The 23644-nt window shown below is 37.7% G+C and carries 35 protein-coding genes; 7 read left to right on the top strand and 28 right to left on the bottom strand.

What is annotated here, in order from left to right; genetic code table 11:
- Nucleotides 1-4: 4 nt before the first annotated feature.
- From ACTJIV_RS03430 to ACTJIV_RS03295, 28 genes are all read right to left on the bottom strand, one after another.
- Entirely contained in the window at nucleotides 5-1000 is a 996-nt protein-coding gene (locus tag ACTJIV_RS03430) for a DNA-directed RNA polymerase subunit alpha (RefSeq protein WP_034725969.1), read from the bottom strand.
- Between the two features lie 33 nt (nucleotides 1001-1033).
- Complete coding sequence (rpsD, locus tag ACTJIV_RS03425) at nucleotides 1034-1642, bottom strand: 30S ribosomal protein S4 (RefSeq protein WP_111957101.1); 609 nt, start codon at nucleotides 1640-1642, stop codon at nucleotides 1034-1036.
- Nucleotides 1643-1661: 19 nt separating this feature from the next.
- Nucleotides 1662-2051, bottom strand: a complete 390-nt coding sequence (gene rpsK / locus ACTJIV_RS03420; RefSeq protein WP_027387198.1) for a 30S ribosomal protein S11 — start codon at nucleotides 2049-2051, stop codon at nucleotides 1662-1664.
- Between the two features lie 12 nt (nucleotides 2052-2063).
- Nucleotides 2064-2441, bottom strand: coding sequence for a 30S ribosomal protein S13 (gene rpsM / locus ACTJIV_RS03415; RefSeq protein WP_040993540.1), 378 nt, complete (start codon nucleotides 2439-2441; stop codon nucleotides 2064-2066).
- Between the two features lie 9 nt (nucleotides 2442-2450).
- On the bottom strand, nucleotides 2451-2567 hold the full coding sequence (gene rpmJ, locus ACTJIV_RS03410) for a 50S ribosomal protein L36 (protein WP_007839480.1): 117 nt from the start codon (nucleotides 2565-2567) through the stop codon (nucleotides 2451-2453).
- Nucleotides 2568-2676: 109 nt separating this feature from the next.
- On the bottom strand, nucleotides 2677-2892 hold the full coding sequence (infA, locus tag ACTJIV_RS03405) for a translation initiation factor IF-1 (protein WP_027381317.1): 216 nt from the start codon (nucleotides 2890-2892) through the stop codon (nucleotides 2677-2679).
- Nucleotides 2893-2895: 3 nt separating this feature from the next.
- A complete protein-coding gene (gene secY / locus ACTJIV_RS03400; protein ID WP_034725974.1) occupies nucleotides 2896-4275 on the bottom strand; it encodes a preprotein translocase subunit SecY in 1380 nt (459 codons plus the stop codon).
- A 9-nt stretch (nucleotides 4276-4284) separates the two neighbouring features.
- Nucleotides 4285-4734, bottom strand: a complete 450-nt coding sequence (rplO, locus tag ACTJIV_RS03395; protein ID WP_111957099.1) for a 50S ribosomal protein L15 — start codon at nucleotides 4732-4734, stop codon at nucleotides 4285-4287.
- A 21-nt stretch (nucleotides 4735-4755) separates the two neighbouring features.
- Nucleotides 4756-4932: a 50S ribosomal protein L30 gene (rpmD, locus tag ACTJIV_RS03390; protein ID WP_007839493.1), complete on the bottom strand. Its 177-nt coding sequence runs from the start codon at nucleotides 4930-4932 to the stop codon at nucleotides 4756-4758.
- Between the two features lie 10 nt (nucleotides 4933-4942).
- Nucleotides 4943-5464, bottom strand: coding sequence for a 30S ribosomal protein S5 (gene rpsE / locus ACTJIV_RS03385; RefSeq protein ID WP_034703137.1), 522 nt, complete (start codon nucleotides 5462-5464; stop codon nucleotides 4943-4945).
- A 19-nt stretch (nucleotides 5465-5483) separates the two neighbouring features.
- Nucleotides 5484-5837 carry a 50S ribosomal protein L18 gene (gene rplR, locus ACTJIV_RS03380; protein ID WP_440625607.1) on the bottom strand — a complete coding sequence of 118 codons (354 nt, stop codon included), beginning with the start codon at nucleotides 5835-5837 and terminating at the stop codon, nucleotides 5484-5486.
- A gap of 15 nt (nucleotides 5838-5852) precedes the next feature.
- Nucleotides 5853-6398 (bottom strand): 50S ribosomal protein L6, encoded by a 546-nt coding sequence (rplF, locus tag ACTJIV_RS03375; protein ID WP_111957095.1) that lies wholly within the window; start codon nucleotides 6396-6398, stop codon nucleotides 5853-5855.
- A 17-nt stretch (nucleotides 6399-6415) separates the two neighbouring features.
- Nucleotides 6416-6814 carry a 30S ribosomal protein S8 gene (rpsH, locus tag ACTJIV_RS03370; protein WP_111957093.1) on the bottom strand — a complete coding sequence of 133 codons (399 nt, stop codon included), beginning with the start codon at nucleotides 6812-6814 and terminating at the stop codon, nucleotides 6416-6418.
- Between the two features lie 144 nt (nucleotides 6815-6958).
- Nucleotides 6959-7228: a 30S ribosomal protein S14 gene (rpsN, locus tag ACTJIV_RS03365; RefSeq protein ID WP_047376574.1), complete on the bottom strand. Its 270-nt coding sequence runs from the start codon at nucleotides 7226-7228 to the stop codon at nucleotides 6959-6961.
- Between the two features lie 3 nt (nucleotides 7229-7231).
- On the bottom strand, nucleotides 7232-7783 hold the full coding sequence (gene rplE / locus ACTJIV_RS03360) for a 50S ribosomal protein L5 (RefSeq protein WP_111957091.1): 552 nt from the start codon (nucleotides 7781-7783) through the stop codon (nucleotides 7232-7234).
- 13 nt (nucleotides 7784-7796) lie between these two features.
- Nucleotides 7797-8123, bottom strand: coding sequence for a 50S ribosomal protein L24 (gene rplX, locus ACTJIV_RS03355; RefSeq protein ID WP_111957089.1), 327 nt, complete (start codon nucleotides 8121-8123; stop codon nucleotides 7797-7799).
- Nucleotides 8124-8145: 22 nt separating this feature from the next.
- Nucleotides 8146-8514: a 50S ribosomal protein L14 gene (gene rplN / locus ACTJIV_RS03350; protein WP_007839504.1), complete on the bottom strand. Its 369-nt coding sequence runs from the start codon at nucleotides 8512-8514 to the stop codon at nucleotides 8146-8148.
- 2 nt (nucleotides 8515-8516) lie between these two features.
- The gene (gene rpsQ / locus ACTJIV_RS03345) at nucleotides 8517-8774 is read right to left on the bottom strand and encodes a 30S ribosomal protein S17 (protein WP_053073319.1); all 258 of its coding nucleotides are present in this window, start codon (nucleotides 8772-8774) and stop codon (nucleotides 8517-8519) included.
- 11 nt (nucleotides 8775-8785) lie between these two features.
- Nucleotides 8786-8974, bottom strand: a complete 189-nt coding sequence (gene rpmC / locus ACTJIV_RS03340; RefSeq protein ID WP_034725985.1) for a 50S ribosomal protein L29 — start codon at nucleotides 8972-8974, stop codon at nucleotides 8786-8788.
- An 11-nt stretch (nucleotides 8975-8985) separates the two neighbouring features.
- A complete protein-coding gene (rplP, locus tag ACTJIV_RS03335; RefSeq protein ID WP_034738777.1) occupies nucleotides 8986-9411 on the bottom strand; it encodes a 50S ribosomal protein L16 in 426 nt (141 codons plus the stop codon).
- A gap of 98 nt (nucleotides 9412-9509) precedes the next feature.
- Entirely contained in the window at nucleotides 9510-10256 is a 747-nt protein-coding gene (gene rpsC, locus ACTJIV_RS03330; protein WP_111957087.1) for a 30S ribosomal protein S3, read from the bottom strand.
- 7 nt (nucleotides 10257-10263) lie between these two features.
- Entirely contained in the window at nucleotides 10264-10662 is a 399-nt protein-coding gene (gene rplV / locus ACTJIV_RS03325) for a 50S ribosomal protein L22 (RefSeq protein WP_111957085.1), read from the bottom strand.
- A 2-nt stretch (nucleotides 10663-10664) separates the two neighbouring features.
- Nucleotides 10665-10943, bottom strand: a complete 279-nt coding sequence (gene rpsS / locus ACTJIV_RS03320) for a 30S ribosomal protein S19 (protein WP_034702850.1) — start codon at nucleotides 10941-10943, stop codon at nucleotides 10665-10667.
- A gap of 2 nt (nucleotides 10944-10945) precedes the next feature.
- Complete coding sequence (gene rplB, locus ACTJIV_RS03315; protein WP_111957083.1) at nucleotides 10946-11767, bottom strand: 50S ribosomal protein L2; 822 nt, start codon at nucleotides 11765-11767, stop codon at nucleotides 10946-10948.
- A gap of 22 nt (nucleotides 11768-11789) precedes the next feature.
- Entirely contained in the window at nucleotides 11790-12080 is a 291-nt protein-coding gene (gene rplW, locus ACTJIV_RS03310) for a 50S ribosomal protein L23 (protein ID WP_034702844.1), read from the bottom strand.
- 3 nt (nucleotides 12081-12083) lie between these two features.
- Entirely contained in the window at nucleotides 12084-12713 is a 630-nt protein-coding gene (gene rplD, locus ACTJIV_RS03305; RefSeq protein ID WP_111957081.1) for a 50S ribosomal protein L4, read from the bottom strand.
- On the bottom strand, nucleotides 12704-13330 hold the full coding sequence (gene rplC / locus ACTJIV_RS03300; protein WP_034678007.1) for a 50S ribosomal protein L3: 627 nt from the start codon (nucleotides 13328-13330) through the stop codon (nucleotides 12704-12706). The genes rplD and rplC overlap by 10 nt, the downstream gene beginning before the upstream one ends.
- 247 nt (nucleotides 13331-13577) lie before the next feature.
- Entirely contained in the window at nucleotides 13578-14342 is a 765-nt protein-coding gene (locus tag ACTJIV_RS03295; RefSeq protein ID WP_440625598.1) for a DeoR/GlpR family DNA-binding transcription regulator, read from the bottom strand.
- Nucleotides 14343-14459: 117 nt separating this feature from the next.
- On the opposite strand from ACTJIV_RS03295, the gene ACTJIV_RS03290 reads away from it, so the two are divergent.
- The 7 genes from ACTJIV_RS03290 (at nucleotide 14460) to ACTJIV_RS03260 (ending at nucleotide 23644) form a co-directional block, all read left to right on the top strand.
- Entirely contained in the window at nucleotides 14460-16058 is a 1599-nt protein-coding gene (locus tag ACTJIV_RS03290) for a glycerol-3-phosphate dehydrogenase/oxidase (protein WP_111957070.1), read from the top strand.
- A gap of 11 nt (nucleotides 16059-16069) precedes the next feature.
- Complete coding sequence (gene glpK, locus ACTJIV_RS03285) at nucleotides 16070-17566, top strand: glycerol kinase GlpK (RefSeq protein ID WP_111957068.1); 1497 nt, start codon at nucleotides 16070-16072, stop codon at nucleotides 17564-17566.
- Nucleotides 17567-17590: 24 nt separating this feature from the next.
- Nucleotides 17591-18322 carry an MIP/aquaporin family protein gene (locus ACTJIV_RS03280; protein ID WP_440625595.1) on the top strand — a complete coding sequence of 244 codons (732 nt, stop codon included), beginning with the start codon at nucleotides 17591-17593 and terminating at the stop codon, nucleotides 18320-18322.
- A gap of 10 nt (nucleotides 18323-18332) precedes the next feature.
- Nucleotides 18333-19133 carry a hypothetical protein gene (locus ACTJIV_RS03275; RefSeq protein WP_223558232.1) on the top strand — a complete coding sequence of 267 codons (801 nt, stop codon included), beginning with the start codon at nucleotides 18333-18335 and terminating at the stop codon, nucleotides 19131-19133.
- A 312-nt stretch (nucleotides 19134-19445) separates the two neighbouring features.
- Nucleotides 19446-19865, top strand: a complete 420-nt coding sequence (locus tag ACTJIV_RS03270) for a hypothetical protein (protein WP_111957062.1) — start codon at nucleotides 19446-19448, stop codon at nucleotides 19863-19865.
- Complete coding sequence (locus ACTJIV_RS03265; protein ID WP_336377728.1) at nucleotides 19862-20833, top strand: hypothetical protein; 972 nt, start codon at nucleotides 19862-19864, stop codon at nucleotides 20831-20833. The genes ACTJIV_RS03270 and ACTJIV_RS03265 overlap by 4 nt, the downstream gene beginning before the upstream one ends.
- Before the next feature lie 84 nt (nucleotides 20834-20917).
- A complete protein-coding gene (locus ACTJIV_RS03260) occupies nucleotides 20918-23644 on the top strand; it encodes a hypothetical protein (protein WP_440625592.1) in 2727 nt (908 codons plus the stop codon).

Genomic DNA, 23644 nt, shown 5'->3' with positions numbered 1-23644 from the left:
TTAATTATTTATCAGCGTCTAACTTATATTTTGCAACGTCGAAACCGAAGTTAAGACCTTTTGAATGCACTAATTCTTCTAGTTCTGTCAAAGATTTTTTACCAAAATTTCTGAATTTCATCAAATCAGACTTACTGTAAGAAACCAGTTCTCCAAGAGTTTCTACTTCAGCTGCTTTCAGACAGTTAAGGGCTCTTACAGAAAGATCCATATCTGCTAATTTAGACTTAAGTAATTGTCTTGTATGAAGTGTTTCTTCGTCATATTGGATAGATGCTTTTACAGCTTCTGTTTCAAGAGTTATTCTCTCATCAGAGAACAACATGAAGTGATAAATTAATATCTTAGAAGCTTCAGTTAAAGCATTTTGAGGACTGATGGAACCATCAGTTTCTATATCTAATACAAGTTTTTCGTAGTCTGTTTTTTGCTCTACACGATAATTTTCAATGCTGTATTGTACTTTCTTAATTGGCGTGAAAATAGAGTCAATAGCAATAGTACCTACAGGTGCATTGTTTGACTTATTCTGTTCTGAAGGAACATACCCTCTTCCTTTTTCTATATTGAAAGTAATTTCGAAAGTTACATCACTGTTTAGGTTGCAGATCAAAAGGTCCGGGTTCAGCACCTCAAATCCGTTGATAGACTTTCCTAAATCACCAGCAGTAATAACTGTTTGACCTGAAACTTTAGCAATTACCTGCTCGTTGGCCTGGCCTTCTGCTGAAGCTTTTAATCTTACCTGCTTAAGGTTAAGAATAATTTCGGTAACGTCTTCGATTACTCCTGGAATAGTTGAAAATTCGTGCTCTACACCTTCTATTTTGATAGATGAAATAGCATATCCTTCCAGAGAAGAAAGCAACACTCTTCTCAAAGCATTACCGATTGTAAGCCCGAAACCTGGTTCTAATGGTCTGAATTCGAATTGACCTTTAAATTCATCAGAGTTAAGTAAAATTACTTTATCGGGTTTTATGAATTGTAAAATTGCCATATTATTGGGTTGAGCAAAAATTTGATTAAAAAATTATTTAGAGTAAAGTTCGACGATAAGCTGTTCCTTGATGTCCTCCGGAATCTGGATTCTTTCAGGAGCAGAAACGAAAGTACCTTCTTTCTTCTCATCGTTGAATTGTAACCACTCATAATTAGCTTTAGAAGCTAATGAATCAGTAACAACCTCAAGAGATTTAGATTTCTCTCTTACAGCGATCACATCACCTGCTTTTACTAAATAAGAAGGAATGTTAAGGATCTCCCCATTCACAGTGATGTGTCTGTGAGAAGTTAACTGTCTAGCAGCAGATCTTGTTTTAGCAAAACCTAATCTGAATACTACGTTATCCAATCTTGATTCACAAAGCTGTAATAGAACTTCACCTGTTACACCTTTACTTCTGTGTGCTTTTTCAAATAAGTTAGCAAACTGCTTTTCTAAAATACCGTAAGTATATTTAGCTTTTTGCTTTTCAGCTAGCTGAATTGCATATTCAGATTTTTTAGCACCTCTTCTTTTGTTAGGACCGTGTTGTCCTGGCGGTTGGTTTTTTCTTCTTTCGAAGTTTTTGTCATCTCCGTAGATTGCAGCACCAAACTTTCTAGCAATCTTAGTTTTAGGTCCAATATATCTTGCCATAATGGGTAAATTCTAAAAATTAAACTCTTCTTCTTTTCGGTGGTCTACATCCATTGTGCGGCATAGGAGTCACATCAATGATTTCGCTAACTTCAATACCTGAATTGTGGATTGTTCTGATTGCAGATTCTCTACCTGCACCAGGACCTTTCACATACACCTTTACTCTTCTTAATCCAGCTTCGTGAGCAACATTAGAGCAATTTTCAGCCGCCATTTGAGCAGCAAATGGAGTATTCTTTTTAGAACCTCTGAAACCCATTTTACCGGCAGAAGCCCAAGAGATAACTTCTCCGCTTTTATTTGTTAAAGAAATGATGATGTTATTGAAAGAAGCCTGAATGTGCGCTTCACCAATAGCTTCAACTTTTACTTTTCTTTTTTTAACTACTTTAGTTTGTTTTGCCATAATTCCTAACGATTATTTACTTGCCTTTTTCTTGTTAGCAACAGTTTTTCTCTTTCCTTTACGGGTTCTAGAGTTGTTTTTCGTTCTCTGGCCTCTTAAAGGTAGTCCTAGTCTGTGACGTATTCCTCGTTGGCATCCTATGTCCATCAATCTCTTGATGTTCAATTGCACTTCAGATCTTAATTCTCCTTCTACTTTTATGTTTTCAGAGATATATGTTCTGATTGCAGCCAATTCATCGTCATTCCATTCGTTGACTTTCTTGTCTTCGCTGATACCGGCAGCTTTAAGGATTTCGGAAGAAGTACTTCTTCCAACTCCGTAGATGTAAGTTAAACCGATAACACCTCTTTTGTTTTTTGGTAAATCAATACCTGCAATTCTCGCCATAATTTAATGTTAGCCTTGTCTTTGTTTAAATTTTGGGTTCTTCTTGTTGATTACGAATAGTACACCTTTTCTGCGTACAATCTTGCAATCAGCGCTTCTTTTTTTAATTGATGCTCTAACTTTCATTTGAAATATTTATTTTTTTTACTGACCAATGAATCTTACGATTTCATTTTGATAGTATTTATTTTTCAACAAGAGCCAAATGGAACATACATTCCATTTGGCGTTTGTCTTAATATCTAAATGTGATTCTCCCTTTCGATAAATCATAGGGAGACATTTCTAGTTTTACCTTGTCTCCAGGTAAAAGTTTAATATAATGCATTCTCATTTTACCGGAAATATGAGCGATAAGTATATGCCCATTCTCCAGCTCTACACGGAACTGGGCGTTGGAAAGAGCTTCCGTGATAACGCCGTCTTGTTCAATATGTTTTTGTTTCGCCATAAATTAATATCCAGTCGTTCTTGATAATTTAGACTGCATTAAGCCATCATAGTGATGATTCAGCAGATATGTATTAATCTGTTGAACGGTATCTAAAATAACTCCAACCATAATCAATAGTGATGTTCCCCCGAAAAATAGGGCGAACGCATCTGTCTGAACAAAGCTTCCATGCACTATTGCTGGAAGGACTGCAAAGATAGACAAAAATATTGCACCTGGCAAGGTAATTTTTGATAAAATATCATCTAAATAATCAGCTGTTTCTTTACCGGGTCTTACTTTCGGTACTAAACCTCCATTTCTCTTCAAATCATCAGCCATTTGGTTTACCGGAATCGTAATTGCAGTATAGAAGAATGAGAAGATAATAATTAATAGCGCGAACAATACATTGTACTGCCAGCTAAAAACATTCTTGAAACCTGCAAGAAAAGTATTGGACTCATCGAATTTCGTTAATAGTCCTGGTACGAACATCAATGCCTGAGCAAAGATAATCGGCATTACACCAGCAGCATTTACTTTCAATGGGATCCATTGTCTTGCTCCCTGCATAAGATTTCTGTTTACACCTCCTCTTGCTTGAGCTCTGCTTACATACTGAATTGGAATTTTTCTGACAGCAACAGATAATACTACTGCTAAAAGAACTACCAGCATCCAGAATATTACTTCTATAAGGATCATGATAGATCCCATTCCTCCTTTTCCGTTCTGCACGGCCATTTCCTGTACGAATGCTTCAGGTAATCTTGATAGGATCCCCACCATAATAAGGATGGAAATACCGTTTCCGATACCTTTGTCGGTGATTTTCTCACCTAACCACATTGCGAACACTGAACCGGCAACCAAAATTACAATACTTGGTAACCAGAACATGATAGAATTTGGCTCTACATAGTATGCAGAAGAGAACTGAGCATACGGTAAGAATAATTGAGTAATAGATGTTAAATAAGAAGGAGCTTGTACAAGACAAACACCAATCGTTAACCATCTAGTAATTTGATTCAATGTATTTCTACCAGACTCTCCATCCTTCTGAAGTTTCTGAAGATAAGGAATAGCCATCCCCATCAACTGAACAATAATAGAAGCAGAAATATAAGGCATGATTCCCAACGCCATTACGGAAGCGTGGCTGAAAGCCCCCCCCGTAAACGACGAAAGCAAGCCAAGGAGACCTGCTCCTTGCTTGTTACCGCCTTGATTTTTATAATGCTCTAAGAGATCTCCCACTTCTGCAAGGTTAATTGCGGGAAGTGAGATATAAGATGCGAATCTATACACAAGGATAATACCTAACGTAAAGAGAATTTTATCTCTTAATTCCTTTAGGCTCCAAATATTTTTAAGGGTTTGTATAAATTCTTTCATTAGTAAGTATTATAAGGTAATTGCTTTTCCACCTGCTTTAGCAATAAGCTCTTCAGCAGATTTAGTGAACTTGTCAGCAGAGATTGAAACCGCAGATTTCAATTCTCCTCTACCCATAATTTTCACTAATTCGTTTTTAGAAACTAAACCGTTTTCTACTAAAACTTCTTTCGTGATATCTCCAGTAATGGATTTGTTCTCGATTAAAATTTGGATAGTATCAAGGTTTACTCCTCTAAACTCTTTTCTGTTTACGTTTTTGAAACCGAATTTAGGTAATCTCCTTTGTAAAGGCATCTGTCCACCTTCGAAACCGATTTTCTGAGAATAACCAGCTCTAGCTTTCTGACCTTTATGACCTTTCGTAGCAGTACCTCCTTTTCCTGTACCCTGACCTCTACCAATTCTTTTTGAATTGAAAGTAGATCCTGCAGCAGGTTTTATGTTATTTAAATTCATTTTAATTTCTTTTGTTAAAAATTATTTTTGAACTTCAAGTAAATGACTAACTGCAGCTATCATTCCTAAGATAGAAGGAGTAGCTTCGTGTTCTACAACTTGGTGAAGTTTCTTAAATCCTAATGCTTCAAGCGTTCTCTTTTGGGTTTTTGTTCTTCCAATAGCGCTTCTTACTTGCTTTACTTTGATTGTTGCCATTGTTCTAATATTAACCGTTAAACACTTTACTTAAAGAAACTCCTCTCATTCTAGCGATCTCTTCAGGTCTTCTGATATCCAATAACGCTTTGAAAGTAGCTTTCACCACGTTGTGAGGGTTAGAAGATCCTTTAGATTTTGAAAGGATATCGTGAATACCAGCAGACTCCAATACCGCTCTTACCGCACCACCGGCGATAAGTCCTGTACCGTGAGAAGCAGGTCTTAAGAAGATATCTGCACCACCGTATCTGGCAGTAGTCTGGTGAGGGATTGTGTGGTTCATTACAGGAACTTTCACAAGGTTTTTCTTAGCATCTTCAACAGCTTTAGCAATTGCAGAAGCTACTTCTTTAGATTTTCCAAGACCGTGACCGATTACTCCGTCTTCGTTTCCTACTACAACGATAGCAGAAAATCCGAAAGCTCTACCTCCTTTGGTTACTTTTGTTACTCTGTTAACAGCTACGAGACGATCTTTTAGTTCTAATCCTCCCGGTTTTACTCTTTCTATATTATCTAGTCCTAACATATTTTCCGAAATTTTATGATTAGAATTTAAGTCCTCCTTCTCTCGCTCCATCAGCAAGAGCTTTCACTCTTCCGTGGTAAACGAAACCGTTTCTGTCAAATACAATACTTTCGATTCCTGCAGCGATAGCTTTGGCAGCAATAGCTTTACCAACAGCAGCAGAAACTTCAGTCTTGGTACCATTAGCATCAACACCTTTCTCTCTTGAAGAAGCGGCAACTAAAGTTGTACCCTTTTTATCATCGATTAACTGAGCGTAAATTTCCTTATTACTTTTATATACAGATAATCTTGGCAATTCAGAAGATCCAGAGATTTTTCCTCTTACTCTTCTTTTTATTCTTATTCTTTTTTCTAATTTACTTAATGCCATAATACTTATAATTTATTAAGCAGATTTACCAGCTTTACGTCTAACAATTTCTCCAAGGAATCTTACACCTTTTCCTTTGTAAGGCTCAGGCTTTCTGAAAGAACGAATCTTTGCAGCTACCATTCCTAGAAGTTGGTTGTCATGAGACGCTAAAGTAATAATTGGGTTTTTACCTTTTTCAGTCAATGTATCTACTTTTACTTCGCTTGGAAGTTCTAATACGATACCGTGAGAGAATCCTAAAGCTAACTCAAGTTTTTGACCTGTGTGTGAAGCTCTGTATCCTACCCCTACTAGTTCCAGTTTCTTTTCGAAACCTGTATTAACACCAGTGATCATGTTGTTGATCAACGCTCTGTATAGACCGTGAAGTGCTTTGTGTTGTTTAGACTCAGATGGTCTGTTAACGTTAAGTTCACCATCTTTCTGTTCTAAAGTAATTCCTGCTGTAAGCTCCTGAGAAAGTTCTCCTTTAGGACCTTTAACTGTTACAACACCGTTATTTTCAGTGACAGTAACTCCAGCTGGAATTGTTATAATTGCTTTACCAATTCTTGACATTTTCCTCTGATTAAAAATTAATAAACATAGCAGATTACTTCACCGCCTACTTTCTCTTCTCTAGCCTTCTTGTCAGTCATTACTCCTTTAGAAGTAGAGATAACAGCTATACCCAAACCGTTCAGTACTCTTGGAAGTTCAGTAGAACCCTTGTACTGTCTTAAACCTGGTCTAGAAGCTCTTTGAATAGACTTGATAGCCGGTTTGTTAGTTTGCTTGTCATACTTTAAAGCGATTTTGATCACTCCTTGAACAGCGTTATCTTCAAACTTGTAGTTTAAGATATACCCTTGGTCAAATAAGATCTTAGTAATCTCCTTTTTGATTTTCGATGCAGGAATTTCCACCACTTTGTGGCCTGCGCTTTGTGCGTTCCTTACTCTTGTTAGGAAATCTGAAATTGGATCTGTTACCATTTTTCTATTTTAAATTATTGGTTAAAGACAATCAGTATTGAAAGGACTTGAAGATTAAAATATCAGACTTCAGAAAATCTTGGGTCTGATATTTTTATTCTTTAGTATCCAGACAACTTAATTGTCCCGATTAATTAGTAATTATTACCAACTGGCTTTTCTTACTCCCGGGATAAGACCGTTATTTGCCATTTCTCTGAAAGTTACTCTGGAAATACCAAACGTTCTCATGTATCCTCTAGGTCTACCTGTTAGTTTACATCTGTTGTGTAATCTTACAGGAGAAGCATTTTTAGGTAATTTCTGAAGTCCTTCATAATCACCAGCTTCTTTTAAAGCTTTTCTTTTGTCAGCGTATTTAGCAACTAGTGCTTCTCTTTTGCGCTCACGCGCTTTCATTGATTCTTTAGCCATCTCTTAGTTCTTTTTGAATGGTAAACCGAAGTGAGTTAATAATGCTTTAGCTTCTTTATCTGTTTTCGCAGTTGTAACGAAAGTGATGTCCATCCCTTGGATTTTTTTCACTTTGTCAATTACGATTTCAGGGAAGATAATCTGCTCAGTAATACCTAAGTTGTAATTACCTCTACCATCGAACCCGTCTGCTTTGATACCAGAGAAATCTCTGATACGTGGTAAAGCAGAAGAAGTAAGTCTGTCTAAGAATTCATACATTTTATGAGCTCTCAATGTTACTTTAGCACCTACAGGCATACCTTTTCTCAATTTGAAAGCTGCTTCGTCTTTCTTAGAGATAGTACCTACTGCTTTCTGGCCAGTAATCATTGTTAATTCTTCTACAGCATAATCAATGATTTTCTTGTCTGCAGTGGCATCACCTAATCCTTGAGATAGGATGATTTTTTCCAATTTAGGTACCTGCATTACAGATTTGTACCCAAATTCTTCCATCATTGCAGGAACAATTTTCTCTCTGTATATATTTTTGGGTCTTGCTATAAATTCCATGTGTTAATTCAAATTATAAAGTTTCACCCGTTTTTCTATCGATTCTTACTTTCTTATCTCCATCGATTTTGTAACCGATTTTGATAGCTTTTCCGTCTTTACCAACTAGGGCTACGTTTGAGATATGGATAGAAGCTTCCTTTTCAGTAATCCCACCTTGAGGGTTAGAAGCTGAAGGCTTAACGTGTTTTTTAACGATGTTAAGTCCTGCAACGATTACTCTAGGGTCTTTTCCTTCTTTCTTGATCACTTCAATAACTTCACCAGTCTTACCTTTGATATCTTTCTTACCAGTAGTAATGATGACGTTATCTCCTCTTTTTATTTTTAACTTTGACATTTTCTTTTAAAAATTTTAAAAATTAAAGTACTTCAGGAGCTAATGAAATGATTTTCATATATTCTTTGTCTCTCAACTCACGAGCAACCGGTCCGAAAACACGTGTTCCTCTCATTTCTCCCGCTGCGTTTAGTAATACACAAGCATTGTCTTCGAATTTGATGTATGAACCATCTTTTCTTCTAACTGCTTTTTTAGTTCTTACTACTACAGCTTTAGATACCTGACCTTTTTTAGCATTTCCTGATGGTGTAGAATCCTTGATAGTAACAACGATTTTATCACCAACTGAAGCATATCTTCTTCTGGTTCCTCCCAGAACTCTGATAACTAGTACTTCTTTTGCACCTGTGTTATCAGCAACTTTTAATCTTGATTCTGTTTGTAACATTATTACTTAGCTTTTTCAATGATTCTTACTAATCTCCATCTCTTGCTCTTGCTCAAAGGTCTAGTTTCTTGGATAAGAACTGTATCACCTTCTGTGCATTCGTTGTTTTCGTCGTGTGCAGTATATTTTTTCGTTTTTAATACGAATTTACCGTACATCGGGTGTTTCACTCTCGTAGTCTCACTTACAACAATGGTCTTTTCCATTTTATTGCTGGAAACTATTCCGATTCTTTCTTTTCTTAAGTTTCTTTCCATAATGTATGAAAATCTTATTGTTGTTTAGTGGTTAACTCAGTGTTTAGTCTAGCGATCGATCTTCTCAAATCTCTGATTTGAATCGGGTTTTCAATTGGACTGATCTTGTGAGCCAATTTCAGTTTTGAATATTGAGTTTTCAATTCAGCAAGTTTTGCTTGAATATCACCCGCGCTTAAATTTTTAATATCAGCTTGTTTCATTGTATCAAAGATTATAGAGGTTTAACAAAATCGTTAGCAACTACGAATTTAGTAACTACCGGTAATTTCTGTGCAGCAAGTCTTAAAGCTTCCTTAGCGATTTCGTAAGATACACCTCCGATTTCGAACATAATTTTACCTGGTTTTACTACAGCTACCCAATATTCCACAGCACCTTTACCTTTACCCATACGAACTTCGGCTGGTTTTTTAGTAATTGGCTTATCCGGGAAGATTTTGATCCATAGCTGACCTTCTCTCTTCATATATCTTGTCGCAGCGATACGAGCAGCTTCGATTTGTCTTGCAGTGATCCAAGCACCTTCTATAGCTTTGATTCCAAAAGTTCCGTAAGCCAGTTGATTACCTCTTTGAGCAATCCCCTTCATCTTCATCTTGTGAACTCTACGGAATTTGGTTCTTTTTGGTTGTAACATAATTTCTAAATTTTAGATTTTAGATTTTAGATTTTAGATTTTTTATATTTTAAAAAAGTAACGGTAATTTAAAATTCAAAATTTCTAACCTAAAATTTTTAATTATTATTGTTATTATTGTTATTTTTTCTAGGTCTTCTGTTGTCTCTGTCTCCTCTGTTTCCGCCTCCTGAAGGACCTCCTTTTTTCTGTTGTCCCACTAGTGGAGAAAGATCTCTTTTACCGTAAACCTCTCCTTTCATGATCCAAACTTTTACTCCTAGTCTACCATAAGTAGTATGAGCTTCAGCCCAGTGATAATCGATATCAGCTCTGAAAGTAGACAAAGGAATTCTTCCGTCTTTGAAAGATTCGCTTCTTGCCATTTCAGCTCCGTTCAATCTACCAGAGATTTGAACTTTGATACCTTCAGCACCCATTCTCATTGTACTAGCCATTGCCATTTTAACAGCTCTTCTGTAAGAAATTCTGTTTTCAATTTGCTTAGAGATGCTGTCAGCCACTAATACTGCATCAAGTTCAGGTCTTTTGATTTCGAAAATATTGATTTGAATATCCTTACCTGTAAGTTTCTTCAATTCTTCTTTCAATTTATCAACTTCCTGACCTCCTTTACCGATGATAAGTCCCGGTCTAGCAGTAGTGATCGTCACTGTTACTAATTTTAGTGTTCTTTCAATATAAATTTTTGAAATCCCACCTTTAGATAATCTAGCCTCAAGGTATCTTCTGATTTTGTAGTCTTCCGCGATTCTGTCTCCATAATCGTTTCCGCCAAACCAGTTAGAATCCCATCCTCTGATGATACCTAATCTGTTACCAATTGGATTTGTCTTCTGTCCCATACCTTGATTAATTTTCTTTATTACCTAAGATTAATGTAACGTGGTTAGATCTTTTTCTGATTCTATACCCTCTACCTTGCGGAGCTGGTCTTAGTCTCTTCAATTGTCTTGCACTATCCACGAAGATTTCTTTAATGATAAGGTTTGCTTCTTCAATATCAGCACCTTCATTTTTAGTCTGCCAGTTTGCCATAGCAGAAAGAAGTAATTTCTCTAATTTGTTAGAGGCTTCTTTTTTAGAATATTTTAGGATATAAAGAGCTTTATCTACCTGCTCTCCTCTAATGATATCAGCAACTAATCTCATTTTTCTTGGAGATGATGGGCAGTCATTTAATGAAGCTTTTACAACGTCTTTGTTAGCTTCTTTTCTTGCGATTGAACTATCTTGTTTTCTTGATCCCATGATTATCTGCTTCCTTTATTTTTGTTACCACCATGACCTCTGAAAGATCTTGTTGGAGAAAATTCGCCTAACTTGTGACCTACCATGTTTTCTGTAACATAAACAGGGATAAAAGATTTCCCGTTGTGTACTGCAATAGTTTGTCCTACGAAGTCTGGAGAGATCATCGATGCTCTAGACCAAGTTTTAATAACTGTCTTCTTACCAGACTCTATGTTTGTCTGAACCTTCTTATCTAAAGTATGATGAATGAATGGTCCTTTTTTAAGTGATCTTGCCATAATTATTTTCTTTTAGATATGATATGACGGTTAGACGCTTTGTTTTTCTTTCTGGTTTTGTAACCTTTAGCCGGCATACCGTTTCTAGATCTTGGGTGACCTCCAGAAGAACGTCCTTCACCACCTCCCATTGGGTGATCTACAGGGTTCATTACTACCGGTCTAGTTCTAGGTCTTCTACCTAACCATCTGCTTCTACCAGCCTTACCTGAAACAGTTAACTGATGATCAGAGTTAGAAACAGATCCAATCATTGCATAACATTCAGTAAGGATCATTCTGGATTCTCCTGAAGGCAATTTGATGATAGCATATTTTCCGTCTCTTGAAGTTAATTGAGCTGAAGAACCAGCACTTCTTGCTAAAATAGCACCTTGTCCAGGCTTCATTTCAACACAAGAAATTACAGTACCCAATGGAATATTTTTTAATTTCATTGCGTTACCTACGTTTGGTTCAACGCTTTCTCCTGAAACTACTTTCTGATCTACTTTGATACCGTTTGGAGCGATGATGTATCTCTTCTCTCCATCTGCGTACTCTAATAAAGCGATAAATGCAGTTCTGTTTGGATCATATTCTACAGTTTTTACCGTTGCTTCAACATCATGCTTGTTTCTTTTGAAGTCGATAATTCTGTATTTCTTTTTGTGTCCACCTCCGGTGTAACGCATGGTCATTTTACCAGTTTGGTTACGTCCACCTGACTTACTAATACCAACTGTTAGAGATTTCTCTGGTTTGTTGGTAGTAATTTCCTCAAAATTGTTTACAATTCTGAATCTCTGTCCTGGGGTGATAGGTTTTAATTTTCTAACAGACATTACTATTATTTATAATTAATAATTAATTTACAGCAAAAATATCGATAACTTCACCTTCAACAAGCTTGATTACCGCCTTTTTCAATTTGTTTGTCTTCCCTACTTGAAGACCTTTTTTAGTGTATTTTGAAGAAACCTTCGGAGCATAAATCATTGTGTTAACGTCTGCTACTTTTACACCGTAAGCTGCTTCAACAGCTTTTTTAATCTGGATCTTATTAGCCTTAGGATCTACTAAGAAAGAATAAGAACCTCTTAAATCTGTAAGGTAATTAGCCTTTTCTGAGATAACTGGTTTAATAATAAGTGACATGATTTATTTCTTTAAATTTTCCTGGAATTTTTCAACTGCACCTTCTAAGAATACGATCTCACCTGCATTCATTAAGTCATATGAACTAATTTCGTTGAAGTTCATTACTTTAGTTTTAGGTAAGTTTCTTGAAGATAAATACACATTCTTGTTAGCCTCAGGAAGAACAAATAAAGACTTCTTATCGTTCAATGCCAATGCATTTAGGATCGTGATGAAATCTTTAGTTTTAGGAGCGTTTAAGCTCATATCTTCCATTACTCTGATGCTGTTGTCTCTCATTTTCTGAGATAAAACAGATTTTTTAGCTAATCTCTTAAGAGCTTTGTTCAATTTGAATCTGTAGTCTCTTGGTTTTGGTCCGAATACTCTACCTCCACCTCTGAAAGTTGGAGATTTGATATCACCATATCTAGCAGAACCAGATCCTTTTTGCTTCTTAAGTTTTTTAGTAGAAGCAGTAATTTCGCTTCTTTCTTTTGATTTATGAGTCCCTTGTCTCTGTGCTGCAAGGTACTGTTTAACTTCTAAGTAAACCGCGTGCTGATTTGGCTCAATTCCGAATACTGATTCGTCTAGAGTTACTTTTCTTCCGGTCTCTTTTCCTGATGTATTTAATACTACTAGTTCCATTTTCTGATAATTACATAAGAATTTTTAGCTCCCGGAACAGCACCTTTTACTACTAAAAGATTTTGTTCTTGATCCACTTTTAATACTTGAAGGTTTTGTACAGTTACCTGCTTACCTCCCATTCTACCCGCCATTCTCATTCCTTTGAATACTCTTGAAGGATCCGATCCAGCACCGATAGAACCTGGAGCTCTAAGTCTGTTGTGCTGACCATGAGTAGCTTGCATTACACCTCCAAAGCCATGTCTTTTAACAACACCCTGGAAACCTTTACCTTTTGAAGTTCCTGTTACGTCAACATACTCTCCTTCAGAGAATAAATCAACTTTTACTTCTTCTCCTACTTTTACTTCGTCTACGAATTCTCTGTAGAATTCTACCAACTTAGCTTTTGGAGCAGAACCAGCTTTTTTAAAATGGCCAGCTAACGCTTTACCTACGTTCTTTTCACTCTTGTCATCGAAACCTAACTGAACTGACTTGTAGCCGTCCTTTTCTATGGTTCTGACCTGTAAAACCGAGCATGGACCAGCCTGAATAACTGTACAAGGAATATTCTTTCCTTCTTCGTTAAACAAAGACGTCATACCGATTTTTTTACCAATAATACCTGACATTGTTTATATTAAATAAAATTTATCTTTCTAATTTCCACATTTTTAGGAGGTCTGAAGTAATTTCTACTTTTGATATAGGCATACTACGCCCCTAAAATGGAGTGTGCAAATTTATGAATATTTTTATAACTGACAAATATTTAGAGTAAAATATTTTGATTTTTAATCAATTAGGTAATTTTGAAAAAATCCGGATGGATTTTCAGTGAAATTATTTTGGATTTTTTTTAAATAATTTAAAAGAAGCTTATTTTACAATAACCGTAACGCCTATTTCTTCTAATGCCACTTTATCTTCGGCACAAATCCCGTTATCTGTAATCAGATAATCAACTTTATCCAGAGGAGCAATTTTGCCAAACCCTTTTTTATTCAGTTTTGAAGAATCACCGAGAATGACCACTTTTTCGGAGCATTCTATCATAAGTTGATTCAGATGGGCTTCAGCAGCATTGGATGTACTGATTCCAAAATCAATGTCAATCCCATCCACTCCCAGAAAAAGTTTATTACAGGAAAACTGCTTGAGAATTCCTTCAGAAATGGAACCTACAATGGAAGTCGAACTTTTCCGGACTTCGCCACCCAACTGTATTATATTAATATTAGGATTATTACATAGCTCAATAGCCACCCTTAAAGAAGAGGTTAAAACCGTAAGAGGCCCAAAGTTCACCAGCATTCTCGCTAAATAATGCATCGTAGTCCCTGAAGCTAAAATAATACAGTCATTCTCCTGGATAAGCTTTAAAGCTGCTTTCGCAATATTCTGCTTAGCTTCTACATTGATGTTTTCCTTTTCATCTACATTTCTTTCATAAGCATATCTTACATGCTTACTTGCCCCACCATGGTTTCGGAAAAGCAATCCCAGGCTTTCGAGATAATTCAGATCCTTTCGGACCGTAACCGACGAAACATTGAACTTCTCACACAGATCCTGTACAAGAACATGCCCCTTTTCATCCAGTTCCTTTAATATATCATCGTGCCTTGGTATTAACTTTTCCATTCTGATTCTTTCATCAAAAATACCATTTTTTTTCGAGACCGATAAAATTTCATTTATTTTCTTTTTAGTTTCATTTTTAATTTATACATTTGAAAACGAAACATAAACGAAACATTTATGAAACGAAACGAAGAAATTAATAAATTATCCAGTGTTCAGGAATGGGACTTCATCATTATCGGAGGTGGAGCCAGCGGCCTGGGTTCAGCATTGGATGCAACCAGCAGAGGATTCAAAACCCTGCTTCTTGAATCACACGATTTTGCCAAAGCAACATCCAGCCGAAGCACCAAACTGGTACATGGTGGCGTAAGATATCTTGCACAGGGAGATATCGGACTTGTAAAAGAAGCTCTGAAAGAAAGAGGACTTTTGGCCCAAAACGCAGCACACGTAGTAAAAAACCAGTCATTTATTATTCCTAATTATACTTGGTGGGGAGGTATTTATTATAAAATAGGATTATCTATTTATGACTTCCTTGCCGGAAAGCTTAGTCTTGGAAAAACAAAATACATCAGCAAATCCAAAACGGTTGAAAAATTACCAACCATTGAACAGCATAACCTTGCAAGTGGCGTGGTATATCAAGACGGGCAGTTTGATGATGCAAGATTAGCAATCAATTTAACCCAGACTCTGATCGAAAAAGGAGGTAGCGCAGTTAATTATATGAAAGTAACCGGTCTTCTGAAAAATGATTCCGGAAAAATAAACGGAGTTAAAGCAGAAGATCAGTTTACCAACCAGCAGTACGAGCTTCGTGCGAAAGCAGTTATCAATGCAACAGGGGTATTCACGAATGACATTTTGAATATGAACAATCCTAAGCATGGTAAATTTGTAGTTCCAAGCCAAGGTATCCATTTAGTATTGGATAAATCTTTCCTGAAAAGTGACGATGCGATTATGATTCCAAAAACATCAGACGGCAGGGTTCTTTTTGTTGTTCCATGGCACGACAGAGCATTGGTAGGAACTACAGATACCCTTCTAGAAAGCCCAAGCTTTGAGCCGCACGCGTTGGAATCTGAAATTAATTTTGTTTTAAACACAGCAAGACAATATTTAGCGAAGAAGCCAACCAGAGAAGATGTAAAATCGATGTTTGCAGGATTAAGACCTCTTGCCGCTCCAAAAGAAGGAGGCAAAAGCACCAAGGAAGTTTCCCGCAGCCACAAAGTCATTGCTTCCGATACAGGATTGGTTTCCATCATCGGCGGAAAATGGACCACTTACCGTAAAATGGCGGAAGATACTATTGATAAAGCTGTAGAGATCCTTCATTTAAATGGAGGACCTTCTCAAACAGAAAATATGTCTATTCATGGTAATATGAAAGCAGAACTTGTAGACCGCACCAGCCATCTGTATGTTTACGGATCCGATATTCCAGCCATAAAATCATTGCAGAGCAGTGATCCTCAATATTCTCAAAAGATTCATCCTGACCATGCTTTTACTATGGCAGAAGCAGTCTGGGCCATAAGATACGAAATGGCGGAAACCATTGAAGACATTCTCGCCAGAAGAGTCCGTCTTTTATTTTTAGATGCAAGAGCTGCGATCGACAGTGCACATACTATTGCACAGCTTATTGCCAAAGAAAAAGGATATTCCCAGGAATGGGCCACTGAACAGGAAAAAGAATTTATTGAATTAGCACAAGGGTATTTATTAACCCCTTACTCTCCCAAAACTATTACTCATAATTAAAACTTTGCAGTATGAAGGAAAAATTGATTCTCGCTTTAGACCAGGGTACAACTTCTTCTAGAGCCATCTTATTCAATCACAGCGGAGCTATCGAATATATCTCCCAGAAAAATTTTGAACAAATCTACCCTACTCCGGGATGGGTAGAGCATGATCCGAACGAAATATGGTCATCCCAGATATCCGTTGCCGCAGAAGTTATCGCCAAAGCAGGCATTTCCGGGCTGGAAGTAGCTGCCATCGGTATCACCAACCAACGTGAAACAACCGTTGTCTGGGATAAAGAAACCGGTGAACCTATTTACAATGCTATTGTCTGGCAGGACAGAAGAACTTCTAAGTACTGTGATGAATTAAAAGAGCAGGGGCATGCCGAAATCATTAAAGAGAAAACCGGACTTGTCCTGGATGCCTATTTTTCAGCAACCAAACTAAAATGGATCCTGGATCACGTAGAAGGAGCAAGGGAAAAAGCAGCAGAAGGAAAATTATGTTTCGGAACCGTTGACACATGGCTTATCTGGAAGCTTACGCGCGGAAAAATGTTCATCACCGATGTTTCCAATGCCAGCAGAACCATGCTTCTGAATATTCATACCCTAGAATGGGATCAGGATCTTCTGGATCTGTTTGATATTCCAAGATCTGTTCTTCCTGAAGTAAAACAGAGCAGTGAGATCTATGGAGAAACTGCAACCACTTTATTTTCTACAAAAATACCAATTGCAGGGATTGCAGGAGACCAGCAGGCCGCCTTATTCGGACAGATGTGTATTACTCCCGGAATGGTAAAGAATACGTATGGAACAGGATGTTTCCTATTAATGAATACAGGAACAGAAGCTGTTTCTTCTAAAAACAACCTGTTAACAACAGTGGCATGGAAGATCAATGGAGAAGTAAATTATGCCCTTGAAGGAAGTGTATTTGTAGGCGGAGCAGCGATACAGTGGCTGAGAGACGGGCTGAAACTTATCCGTTCCGCAGAAGAAGTGAATGATCTGGCAGCAAGTGTTGAAGATAACGGAGGTGTTTACTTTGTGCCTGCACTTACCGGATTAGGAGCACCGTATTGGGACCAGTACGCAAGAGGAACTATTGTAGGAGTAACCCGGGGAACAACTGATGGACACATTGCAAGGGCAACTTTGGAAGGAATAGCATTCCAGGTGTACGATATTGTAAAATCCATGGAAGCAGATTCCGGAACACCCAGTATGGAACTCAGAGTAGATGGCGGAGCTTCTGCAAGTGATCTTCTGATGCAGATACAGTCTGACCTTTTCGGTTTTAAGATCACAAGACCAAAAACGCTTGAGACCACAGCTTTAGGGGCAGCCTATCTTGCAGGTTTAGCAGTAGGATATTGGAAGGATATTAATGAAATACAATCTCAATGGGTTGTAGATGAGGATTTCCATCCAAAAGTGGATAAAGAAAAAGCAGATAACATGATTCATTTCTGGAACAAAGCTGTAAAACGTTCCCAAAGCTGGATCGAAGATTAATCCTTAATATTAAAAAAACTACTCATGACCCCATTTACCGCAGAACTTGTAGGAACAATGCTTCTTATATTATTAGGCAACGGTGTTGTAGCCAATGTTGTCTTAAAGGATACTAAAGGAAATAATTCAGGATGGATCGTCATTACGACAGCCTGGGCACTGGCAGTTTTTGTTGGTGTCACCGTTGCCGGTCCGGCAAGTGGTGCCCATCTGAACCCGGCTGTAACGATCGGACTGGCAGTTGCAGGAAAATTCTCGTGGGACTTGGTTCCATCTTATATTGCTGCACAGCTGCTCGGTGGAATGCTGGGAGCTTTCCTGGTCTGGCTTTTCAACAAAGACCATTTTGCCATTACGGAAGATGAAGGCGCAAAGCTTGCCTGTTTCAGTACCGGGCCGGCTATCAGGAACACATTTTCCAATTTAATCAGTGAGATTATCGGAACGTTTGTACTGGTATTTGTCATCTTTCATTTTTCGGACCCAAGCATTTCTCTGAATGCAGATCCGACCGCTAAAGTAGGACTCGGTTCTGTAGGAGCTCTTCCTGTTACCTTACTGGTTTGGGCCATTGGCTTATCACTGGGTGGAACAACCGGTTATGCCATCAATCCTGCAAGAGATTTGGCTCCAAGGGTTATGCATGCAGTACTTCCAGTAAAAGGCAGCAGTGACTGGGGATACGCATGGATCCCAGTCGCCGGACCCATTCTGGGCGCTGTTATCGCTGCCATTCTTTTTGGAATAATACATTAAAAAATACCCGATGAAAATTTTAAAAATTGCATGCCTGATTATTTTGGGCACAGGAAAACTATTCTCTCAGGAGAGCGAGGAACCTAAGGAAAGCAACAGGCTGGACTTTACCGCCAATATTCAGAATAATCACTTATGGAGAGGCCTGATCATTACAGATAAACCTGTAGTGATGGGAAATCTTTCCTACGCTCTGGATTCTGAAAAGAAATGGAAGATTGGTATTTGGGGCGCCTCGGCATTAGCTGACGATAAAGACGGCACCCATTATAAAGAGATCAACTACTACATCCAATACTCCCATAACCGTTTTTATATTGGATTGTGGGATTTGTATAATTCCAGAAACATTAATACCGCTGTAGCCGCAGACGACATTTTCAGTTACTCACAGAGAAGAACTGCCCACATCATTGACCTTAGGACCAATTATACTTTCGGACCATCATTCCCATTGAATATTGAAGCGGATATCATGCTGTACGGAGGAGCCAATGCGGGCGAAGTGGTTCTGGAATCTGATGGAAGCTATAAAAAAAATAGATACTCTACCTACATTCAGGCGAGCTATCCAGTTATCGCCGGGGAGAAAGTAAATCTGGATGCGTTTATTGGTGCTGGGTTTGCCCTCAACGACAAACATTTCCTCTATGGCAATGGTGAAAACAGCTTTGATATTGTTAATGTAGGAGTAAAAGCAGGTAAGACCATTAAAATTACGGAACATTACAGTCTGCCGGTTTCTATGATGGCGATGTGGAATCCTTCCAATAAATACGCAAGAATTCAGCTGGCAGCGACTGTTTTCTAATCTAACTTTTAAATCAATAATAAAGACCATTCCTATTTGGAGTGGTTTTTCTGTTTTTAACTGATTAAATATTTAACCACAAAAGTCACAAAAGTTATTTAAACACTTAAGTTATTTTAATCAACAAGCTTTGTGAATATAAGTACTTAAGCTTTACGAAAATCTCAGATTTTCTTTATGTGAATCTCATTCATCAAGAATCTTTTGTGGCTTTTGTGGTTAAAAAGATCCTATAAATGCCCTAAATAAGCAATCTCCGGGTTTTTACGGTTTAATTTTTGCTTAAATATTTTTACTTTTGAAAAAAAATATATGAAAAAGATTTTAAGTTTAGTGATCTTGTGCATCAGCATTTTATCCTTTGCGCAGACAAAAGCACCATTTGTAGGCTACAGAAGCTTTAATATCATTGAAGGATTCAGCGGATCGGGAACCCCATCTTATTATTTGGATGTAAAGAAAAACGGTGATGTTTATTTCGGATTTGTTCAGGTAAATCAGGCGGACAGCACTGAAACCACCGAGGAAATCAATGCCGGAAAATACAATCCAAAAGTAATGAAGGTAGATTTCAAAACATACGGTGAAAATTTTTATGTGAAATTCGATAAGGATAACATCTACCTGACGGATAAAGAAGGAAACATTAAGAAATCTGAAGACTGCTGCTCCAGCATGGAAAGCGGAACACAGGATATCTGTTCCTGCGAAAGCAAACTGTATAAACGATGAAAGTATTAAAGGTCCTGCTTGTCCTGCTTCTCATTGTTTCGTGCAGCAGGAAAAAGAACCATCCTTATACTTTTTATTACTGGAAAACAAATCTTAAGCTGGATCAGGAAGAGAAAAAAGCTTTGGACAAGGGTCAAGTTCCCTATCTGTACACCAGATTTTTTGATATAGATAAATCCGGCGGACAATTTCAGCCGGTTGCTGTTATAACCAAAGACAGGAGTTTTCAGACAGATAAGCAAATCGTGCCGACTGTTTTTATCACGAACCAGTCCATGTATCATATTTCTACGGAAGAGATCAGGTTTCTTGCAAAAAACATTCATAATCTGATTCAGAAGAAAGCCAAAGAATATGATTTAAAGATTCATAATGAAATTCAGATTGACTGTGACTGGACAGCCGGAACCAGGAATGATTATTTTAAATTTTTAAAGGAGCTTAAAAGAGTTTCCGGAAAAGAGATTACCTGTACCCTACGCCTTCATCAGGTTAAAGACAAAGGTCAGACCGGAGTACCACCGGTAGAAAAAGTCTACCTGATGTGCTACTCTACTTCTTCACCACTGGAGAACTCCAACAAAAATTCTATTCTGGACGTGACGGTTTTAAAAAGCTACCTTTCCAAACTTGAGGATTATCCTGTTAAAAAAATTGAGGTAGCACTGCCGATTTACTCCTGGGGAATTGTTACCAATCATCTTGAAAAGCATAAGCTCATTAATGCTTTATCCAGAAAAGACCTTAAAAACCCCGGATTTAAAAAGATCTCGGATAATGAAGTTGAAATCACTAGAGACGGTTTCTATTTCGGAAGTTTTCTAAGTAAAGGATTCAGGATAAAGGTTGAAGAAATATCAGATGACCAGCTTCAGGATGTTACCCGTTTTCTGGAGAAAAAAATACATGATTTTAATATAATTTATTATCAATTAGATAGTAAATTTGTAAGTAACAGGAATTTTTAAATTTATGGTTCTGCTAATTGAGCAGATCATGAAGCTTTAAACCTGTTGAAACTGAATTACAAAATAAAAACACCTATCAACTATATGAAAAAGTATATTCTTTCAATGGCGGTTCTATCGCTGTTTTACACCAAATCTGACGCCTGCGCGTGGTCAGACCCGGATTATGAATATTTCAATCTTTTTACACAAAGCATTATAAAGGATAAATCCTATCTCCCCTTCCTCCTCACTTATTCTAACAGGTTTTACGGAGACTACAAAGGCAACCCGATTCCTGACGACAATATTGAAACGTGGAAAAAGTTTTTCAACAACCAACTGAACTACGCGGAAACAGAAAGCCTGGTATACAAGATCAGCATGAGCGATCTTAATGCTTTGAAAAACGGAGCACCAACAAATCCTTTGCTACAGAAACTGGGAACAGGATTCTACCAAAAGTACAGAGAAGGCATCGATTATTTAATTGAAGCCAAGTATCTGGAACCTTATATGAGCATTAACTATGTTGAAAGTCCCGACTCATTTTACAGTTATGGTCCTTCAAAAAAGCAAAATGCTACATCCATTGATTACGCCAAGACAGTCAATGCACTGACTTCCCTATATAATGCAGCAAGAAATCCGGAGATCAAGCAGCGTTACGGATATCAGCTGGTACGTTTCAATCATTATACCAGAAACTATGACGCTGCCCTGGAGGCTTTCAGAACGTACATAGAACCGATCAAGCAGAAAGGTACGGTATATTTTATGGCCCTTGACCAGCTTGCCGGTGCCCAGAGAGGAAAGGAAATGAACGCTGATGCGAACTGGAACTTCTTCCAGGTTTTCATGAACAGCAAAGACCGTAAGGAATCTGCTTTTGTCTCGATGAAACTTTCGGATACAGCTTCTTTCAGCAATATTATGAAGAGGGCTGGCACCAATGATGAAAAGAATATGGCTTACTTCTTATTGGGTTATGAAGGCTTTACGAATCCCATTCCTATCATGGAAAAGATGTATGACATTAATCCGGATTCTGAGATCCTTAAAGTAATGGCGGTAAGAAGTATCAACGAGCTGGAAAGAAGTTATCTGCCAATCTATTATTATACTTCGGATGCTTCCGACAATGTGTACATGCAGAAGGGAAATGCTGATGACCATGACACAACTTCCAAGGATGCAAAGGCTGAACCTGCTGAAGTAAAAAAAGAAGAAAAGCTTTCATTCTGGCAGAAGATTGTAAGATTCTTCAAAAACCTTTTCGGAGGATCAAAGTCTGACAGCGTGGCTGGAGAAAAGAATGATCAGAGCGATGATGAACTGCTGAACAACCCGGACAGAATTCCTTTCTATACAAAAACAGGTTACGGATACGACGAAAAGACCAAAGATTACCTGGACGACCTGGAAAAATTCACAGAGAAAACTAAAAAAGTATCTAAGGATGAATACTGGCAGATAGCAGATGCTTATCTTAAGTTTTTGAAAAAAGATTACAAAGGAAGCTCGGAGATTCTGGAGGATATCAAAACAACAAACCCGGAATATCTTGAAGAAATAAAAAGAATGAAGGTTTTGAATGATATTGTTTCGCATCCTAAGATCGATGCGGAATTTGAAGATCATCTGATGAAAGACTATGCTGATTATTTTGTAAAGAAAGAAGTGAAAAAAGACAGTACTGCCGTATCTGATTATGATTATTATGGAGAAACTCCATCTACGGCAGATTTCCTTAAAGATGTTCTTGCCAACCGCTATTTCCTGCAGGGAGAAGACGGAAAATCGTTCCTGATGAGCAATAAGCTTTCGGATCTTCAGTATAACCCGAATTCCAGTCTGGTAAAAAGTGTTGAAGACTTTTACAAAAAACCGAATAAGACTCAGTTTGAACAGCAGATCATCGCCAAGAATATGGACAATGTAGGCAATATAGATGCTTTCTTCAGCATGATCTATGGTGACAGAGCCATGAAGCAGGCAGATTTTGAAAAGGCTAAATCTTATTATGAAAAAGCCCAGGGATTTGCTGGAATTCCAAGAATGAATTATGACTGGACGGATAAAGGTGAAAAAATGACTCCGAAGCAGTATGCAGCCGGCGAATATAATGGATTCAGGGATATTTCGAATCTTGTTTTCGGACACAATGTATGGGAAAGTTTTGGAAGTCCTGAAACTGAAAGTATGGAAGCCGAAGATTATTCTGCATTTCCTTTCATTAAAGCCAGCATGAATAAACTGGAACTGGCGGATGCGCTGATCCAGCTTAAAAAAATAGGTAACGGAACAGATGAAAAGGCAGCGAAAGCCAGCCAGCTTATCGGAAACCTATTGTACAACACTTCCAGCTTAGGATATTACCGCCAGTTGTTTGTGATGGACATTGATAACACCAACGGCGGAAAGTACGATTTCTGGAATACGGACAGAAAGAATCCTTATAAATATTATTATAAGAACTTCCTTTATACCACTTATGTGGAGCCGGATAATTTTGATCTTGCGATCAATTATTACCAAAAGACCCTGAAACTATCAAAAGACAAAGAACAGAGAGCAAGAGTCCTTTTCCAGATGGCCAGCGCGGAGCAAGGAAAGTATTATCAGTATGAGGCAAAAAATGCAGCAAAAATAAGCTATTCGGATCCTCAGTATTCTGAAAAGGAACAGGCGCACCAGACTGAACTTGATAATATCAAAAATCAGAAATACAGAACGTATTTTGCGCAGTTGAAGTCCCAATATGCAGATTCGGAAACCATGAAGAGCCTGTCGGGAAGCTGCAGCTACTTCGGGTATTTCCTGAAAAGATAA

The organism is Chryseobacterium sp. 22532 (genome assembly GCF_052044665.1).
In the GTDB taxonomy this organism is placed as follows: Bacteria; Bacteroidota; Bacteroidia; order Flavobacteriales; family Weeksellaceae; genus Chryseobacterium; species Chryseobacterium lathyri.
This window is presented reverse-complemented; position numbering and strand designations above follow the sequence as displayed.

Excerpts from the sequence above, each read along its gene's own strand:
- rpsC (WP_111957087.1), bottom strand. The coding sequence starts at position 10,256 with ATGGGACAGAAGACAAATCCAATTGGTAACAGATTAGGTATCATCAGA.
- ACTJIV_RS03295 (WP_440625598.1), bottom strand. The coding sequence starts at position 14,342 with ATGGAAAAGTTAATACCAAGGCACGATGATATATTAAAGGAACTGGAT.
- rpsD (WP_111957101.1), bottom strand. The coding sequence starts at position 1,642 with ATGGCAAGATATATTGGACCTAAAACTAAGATTGCTAGAAAGTTTGGT.
- secY (WP_034725974.1), bottom strand. The coding sequence starts at position 4,275 with ATGAAAGAATTTATACAAACCCTTAAAAATATTTGGAGCCTAAAGGAA.
- ACTJIV_RS03275 (WP_223558232.1), top strand. The coding sequence starts at position 18,333 with ATGAAAATTTTAAAAATTGCATGCCTGATTATTTTGGGCACAGGAAAA.
- ACTJIV_RS03265 (WP_336377728.1), top strand. The coding sequence starts at position 19,862 with ATGAAAGTATTAAAGGTCCTGCTTGTCCTGCTTCTCATTGTTTCGTGC.
- rplP (WP_034738777.1), bottom strand. The coding sequence starts at position 9,411 with ATGTTACAACCAAAAAGAACCAAATTCCGTAGAGTTCACAAGATGAAG.
- rplB (WP_111957083.1), bottom strand. The coding sequence starts at position 11,767 with ATGTCTGTTAGAAAATTAAAACCTATCACCCCAGGACAGAGATTCAGA.
- rpsE (WP_034703137.1), bottom strand. The coding sequence starts at position 5,464 with ATGTTAGGACTAGATAATATAGAAAGAGTAAAACCGGGAGGATTAGAA.
- rplW (WP_034702844.1), bottom strand. The coding sequence starts at position 12,080 with ATGTCACTTATTATTAAACCAGTTATCTCAGAAAAGGCTAATTACCTT.
- rpmC (WP_034725985.1), bottom strand. The coding sequence starts at position 8,974 with ATGAAACAAGCTGATATTAAAAATTTAAGCGCGGGTGATATTCAAGCA.
- rplD (WP_111957081.1), bottom strand. The coding sequence starts at position 12,713 with ATGGAACTAGTAGTATTAAATACATCAGGAAAAGAGACCGGAAGAAAA.
- rpsM (WP_040993540.1), bottom strand. The coding sequence starts at position 2,441 with ATGGCGAGAATTGCAGGTATTGATTTACCAAAAAACAAAAGAGGTGTT.
- rplC (WP_034678007.1), bottom strand. The coding sequence starts at position 13,330 with ATGTCAGGTATTATTGGTAAAAAAATCGGTATGACGTCTTTGTTTAAC.
- infA (WP_027381317.1), bottom strand. The coding sequence starts at position 2,892 with ATGGCGAAACAAAAACATATTGAACAAGACGGCGTTATCACGGAAGCT.
- rpsK (WP_027387198.1), bottom strand. The coding sequence starts at position 2,051 with ATGGCAAAACAAACTAAAGTAGTTAAAAAAAGAAAAGTAAAAGTTGAA.
- ACTJIV_RS03290 (WP_111957070.1), top strand. The coding sequence starts at position 14,460 with ATGAAACGAAACGAAGAAATTAATAAATTATCCAGTGTTCAGGAATGG.
- rplV (WP_111957085.1), bottom strand. The coding sequence starts at position 10,662 with ATGGGATCAAGAAAACAAGATAGTTCAATCGCAAGAAAAGAAGCTAAC.
- rplX (WP_111957089.1), bottom strand. The coding sequence starts at position 8,123 with ATGTCAAAGTTAAAAATAAAAAGAGGAGATAACGTCATCATTACTACT.
- ACTJIV_RS03280 (WP_440625595.1), top strand. The coding sequence starts at position 17,591 with ATGACCCCATTTACCGCAGAACTTGTAGGAACAATGCTTCTTATATTA.
- rpsS (WP_034702850.1), bottom strand. The coding sequence starts at position 10,943 with ATGGCAAGATCACTTAAAAAAGGACCATTCATTCATCATACTTTAGAT.
- rplO (WP_111957099.1), bottom strand. The coding sequence starts at position 4,734 with ATGAATTTAAATAACATAAAACCTGCTGCAGGATCTACTTTCAATTCA.
- rplF (WP_111957095.1), bottom strand. The coding sequence starts at position 6,398 with ATGTCAAGAATTGGTAAAGCAATTATAACAATTCCAGCTGGAGTTACT.
- glpK (WP_111957068.1), top strand. The coding sequence starts at position 16,070 with ATGAAGGAAAAATTGATTCTCGCTTTAGACCAGGGTACAACTTCTTCT.
- rplE (WP_111957091.1), bottom strand. The coding sequence starts at position 7,783 with ATGGAATTTATAGCAAGACCCAAAAATATATACAGAGAGAAAATTGTT.
- rpsH (WP_111957093.1), bottom strand. The coding sequence starts at position 6,814 with ATGGTAACAGATCCAATTTCAGATTTCCTAACAAGAGTAAGGAACGCA.
- rpmD (WP_007839493.1), bottom strand. The coding sequence starts at position 4,932 with ATGGCAACAATCAAAGTAAAGCAAGTAAGAAGCGCTATTGGAAGAACA.
- rplR (WP_440625607.1), bottom strand. The coding sequence starts at position 5,837 with ATGGCATTAAGTAAATTAGAAAAAAGAATAAGAATAAAAAGAAGAGTA.
- ACTJIV_RS03260 (WP_440625592.1), top strand. The coding sequence starts at position 20,918 with ATGAAAAAGTATATTCTTTCAATGGCGGTTCTATCGCTGTTTTACACC.
- ACTJIV_RS03270 (WP_111957062.1), top strand. The coding sequence starts at position 19,446 with ATGAAAAAGATTTTAAGTTTAGTGATCTTGTGCATCAGCATTTTATCC.
- ACTJIV_RS03430 (WP_034725969.1), bottom strand. The coding sequence starts at position 1,000 with ATGGCAATTTTACAATTCATAAAACCCGATAAAGTAATTTTACTTAAC.
- rpsN (WP_047376574.1), bottom strand. The coding sequence starts at position 7,228 with ATGGCTAAAGAATCAATGAAAGCGCGTGAGCGCAAAAGAGAAGCACTA.
- rpmJ (WP_007839480.1), bottom strand. The coding sequence starts at position 2,567 with ATGAAAGTTAGAGCATCAATTAAAAAAAGAAGCGCTGATTGCAAGATT.
- rplN (WP_007839504.1), bottom strand. The coding sequence starts at position 8,514 with ATGTTACAAACAGAATCAAGATTAAAAGTTGCTGATAACACAGGTGCA.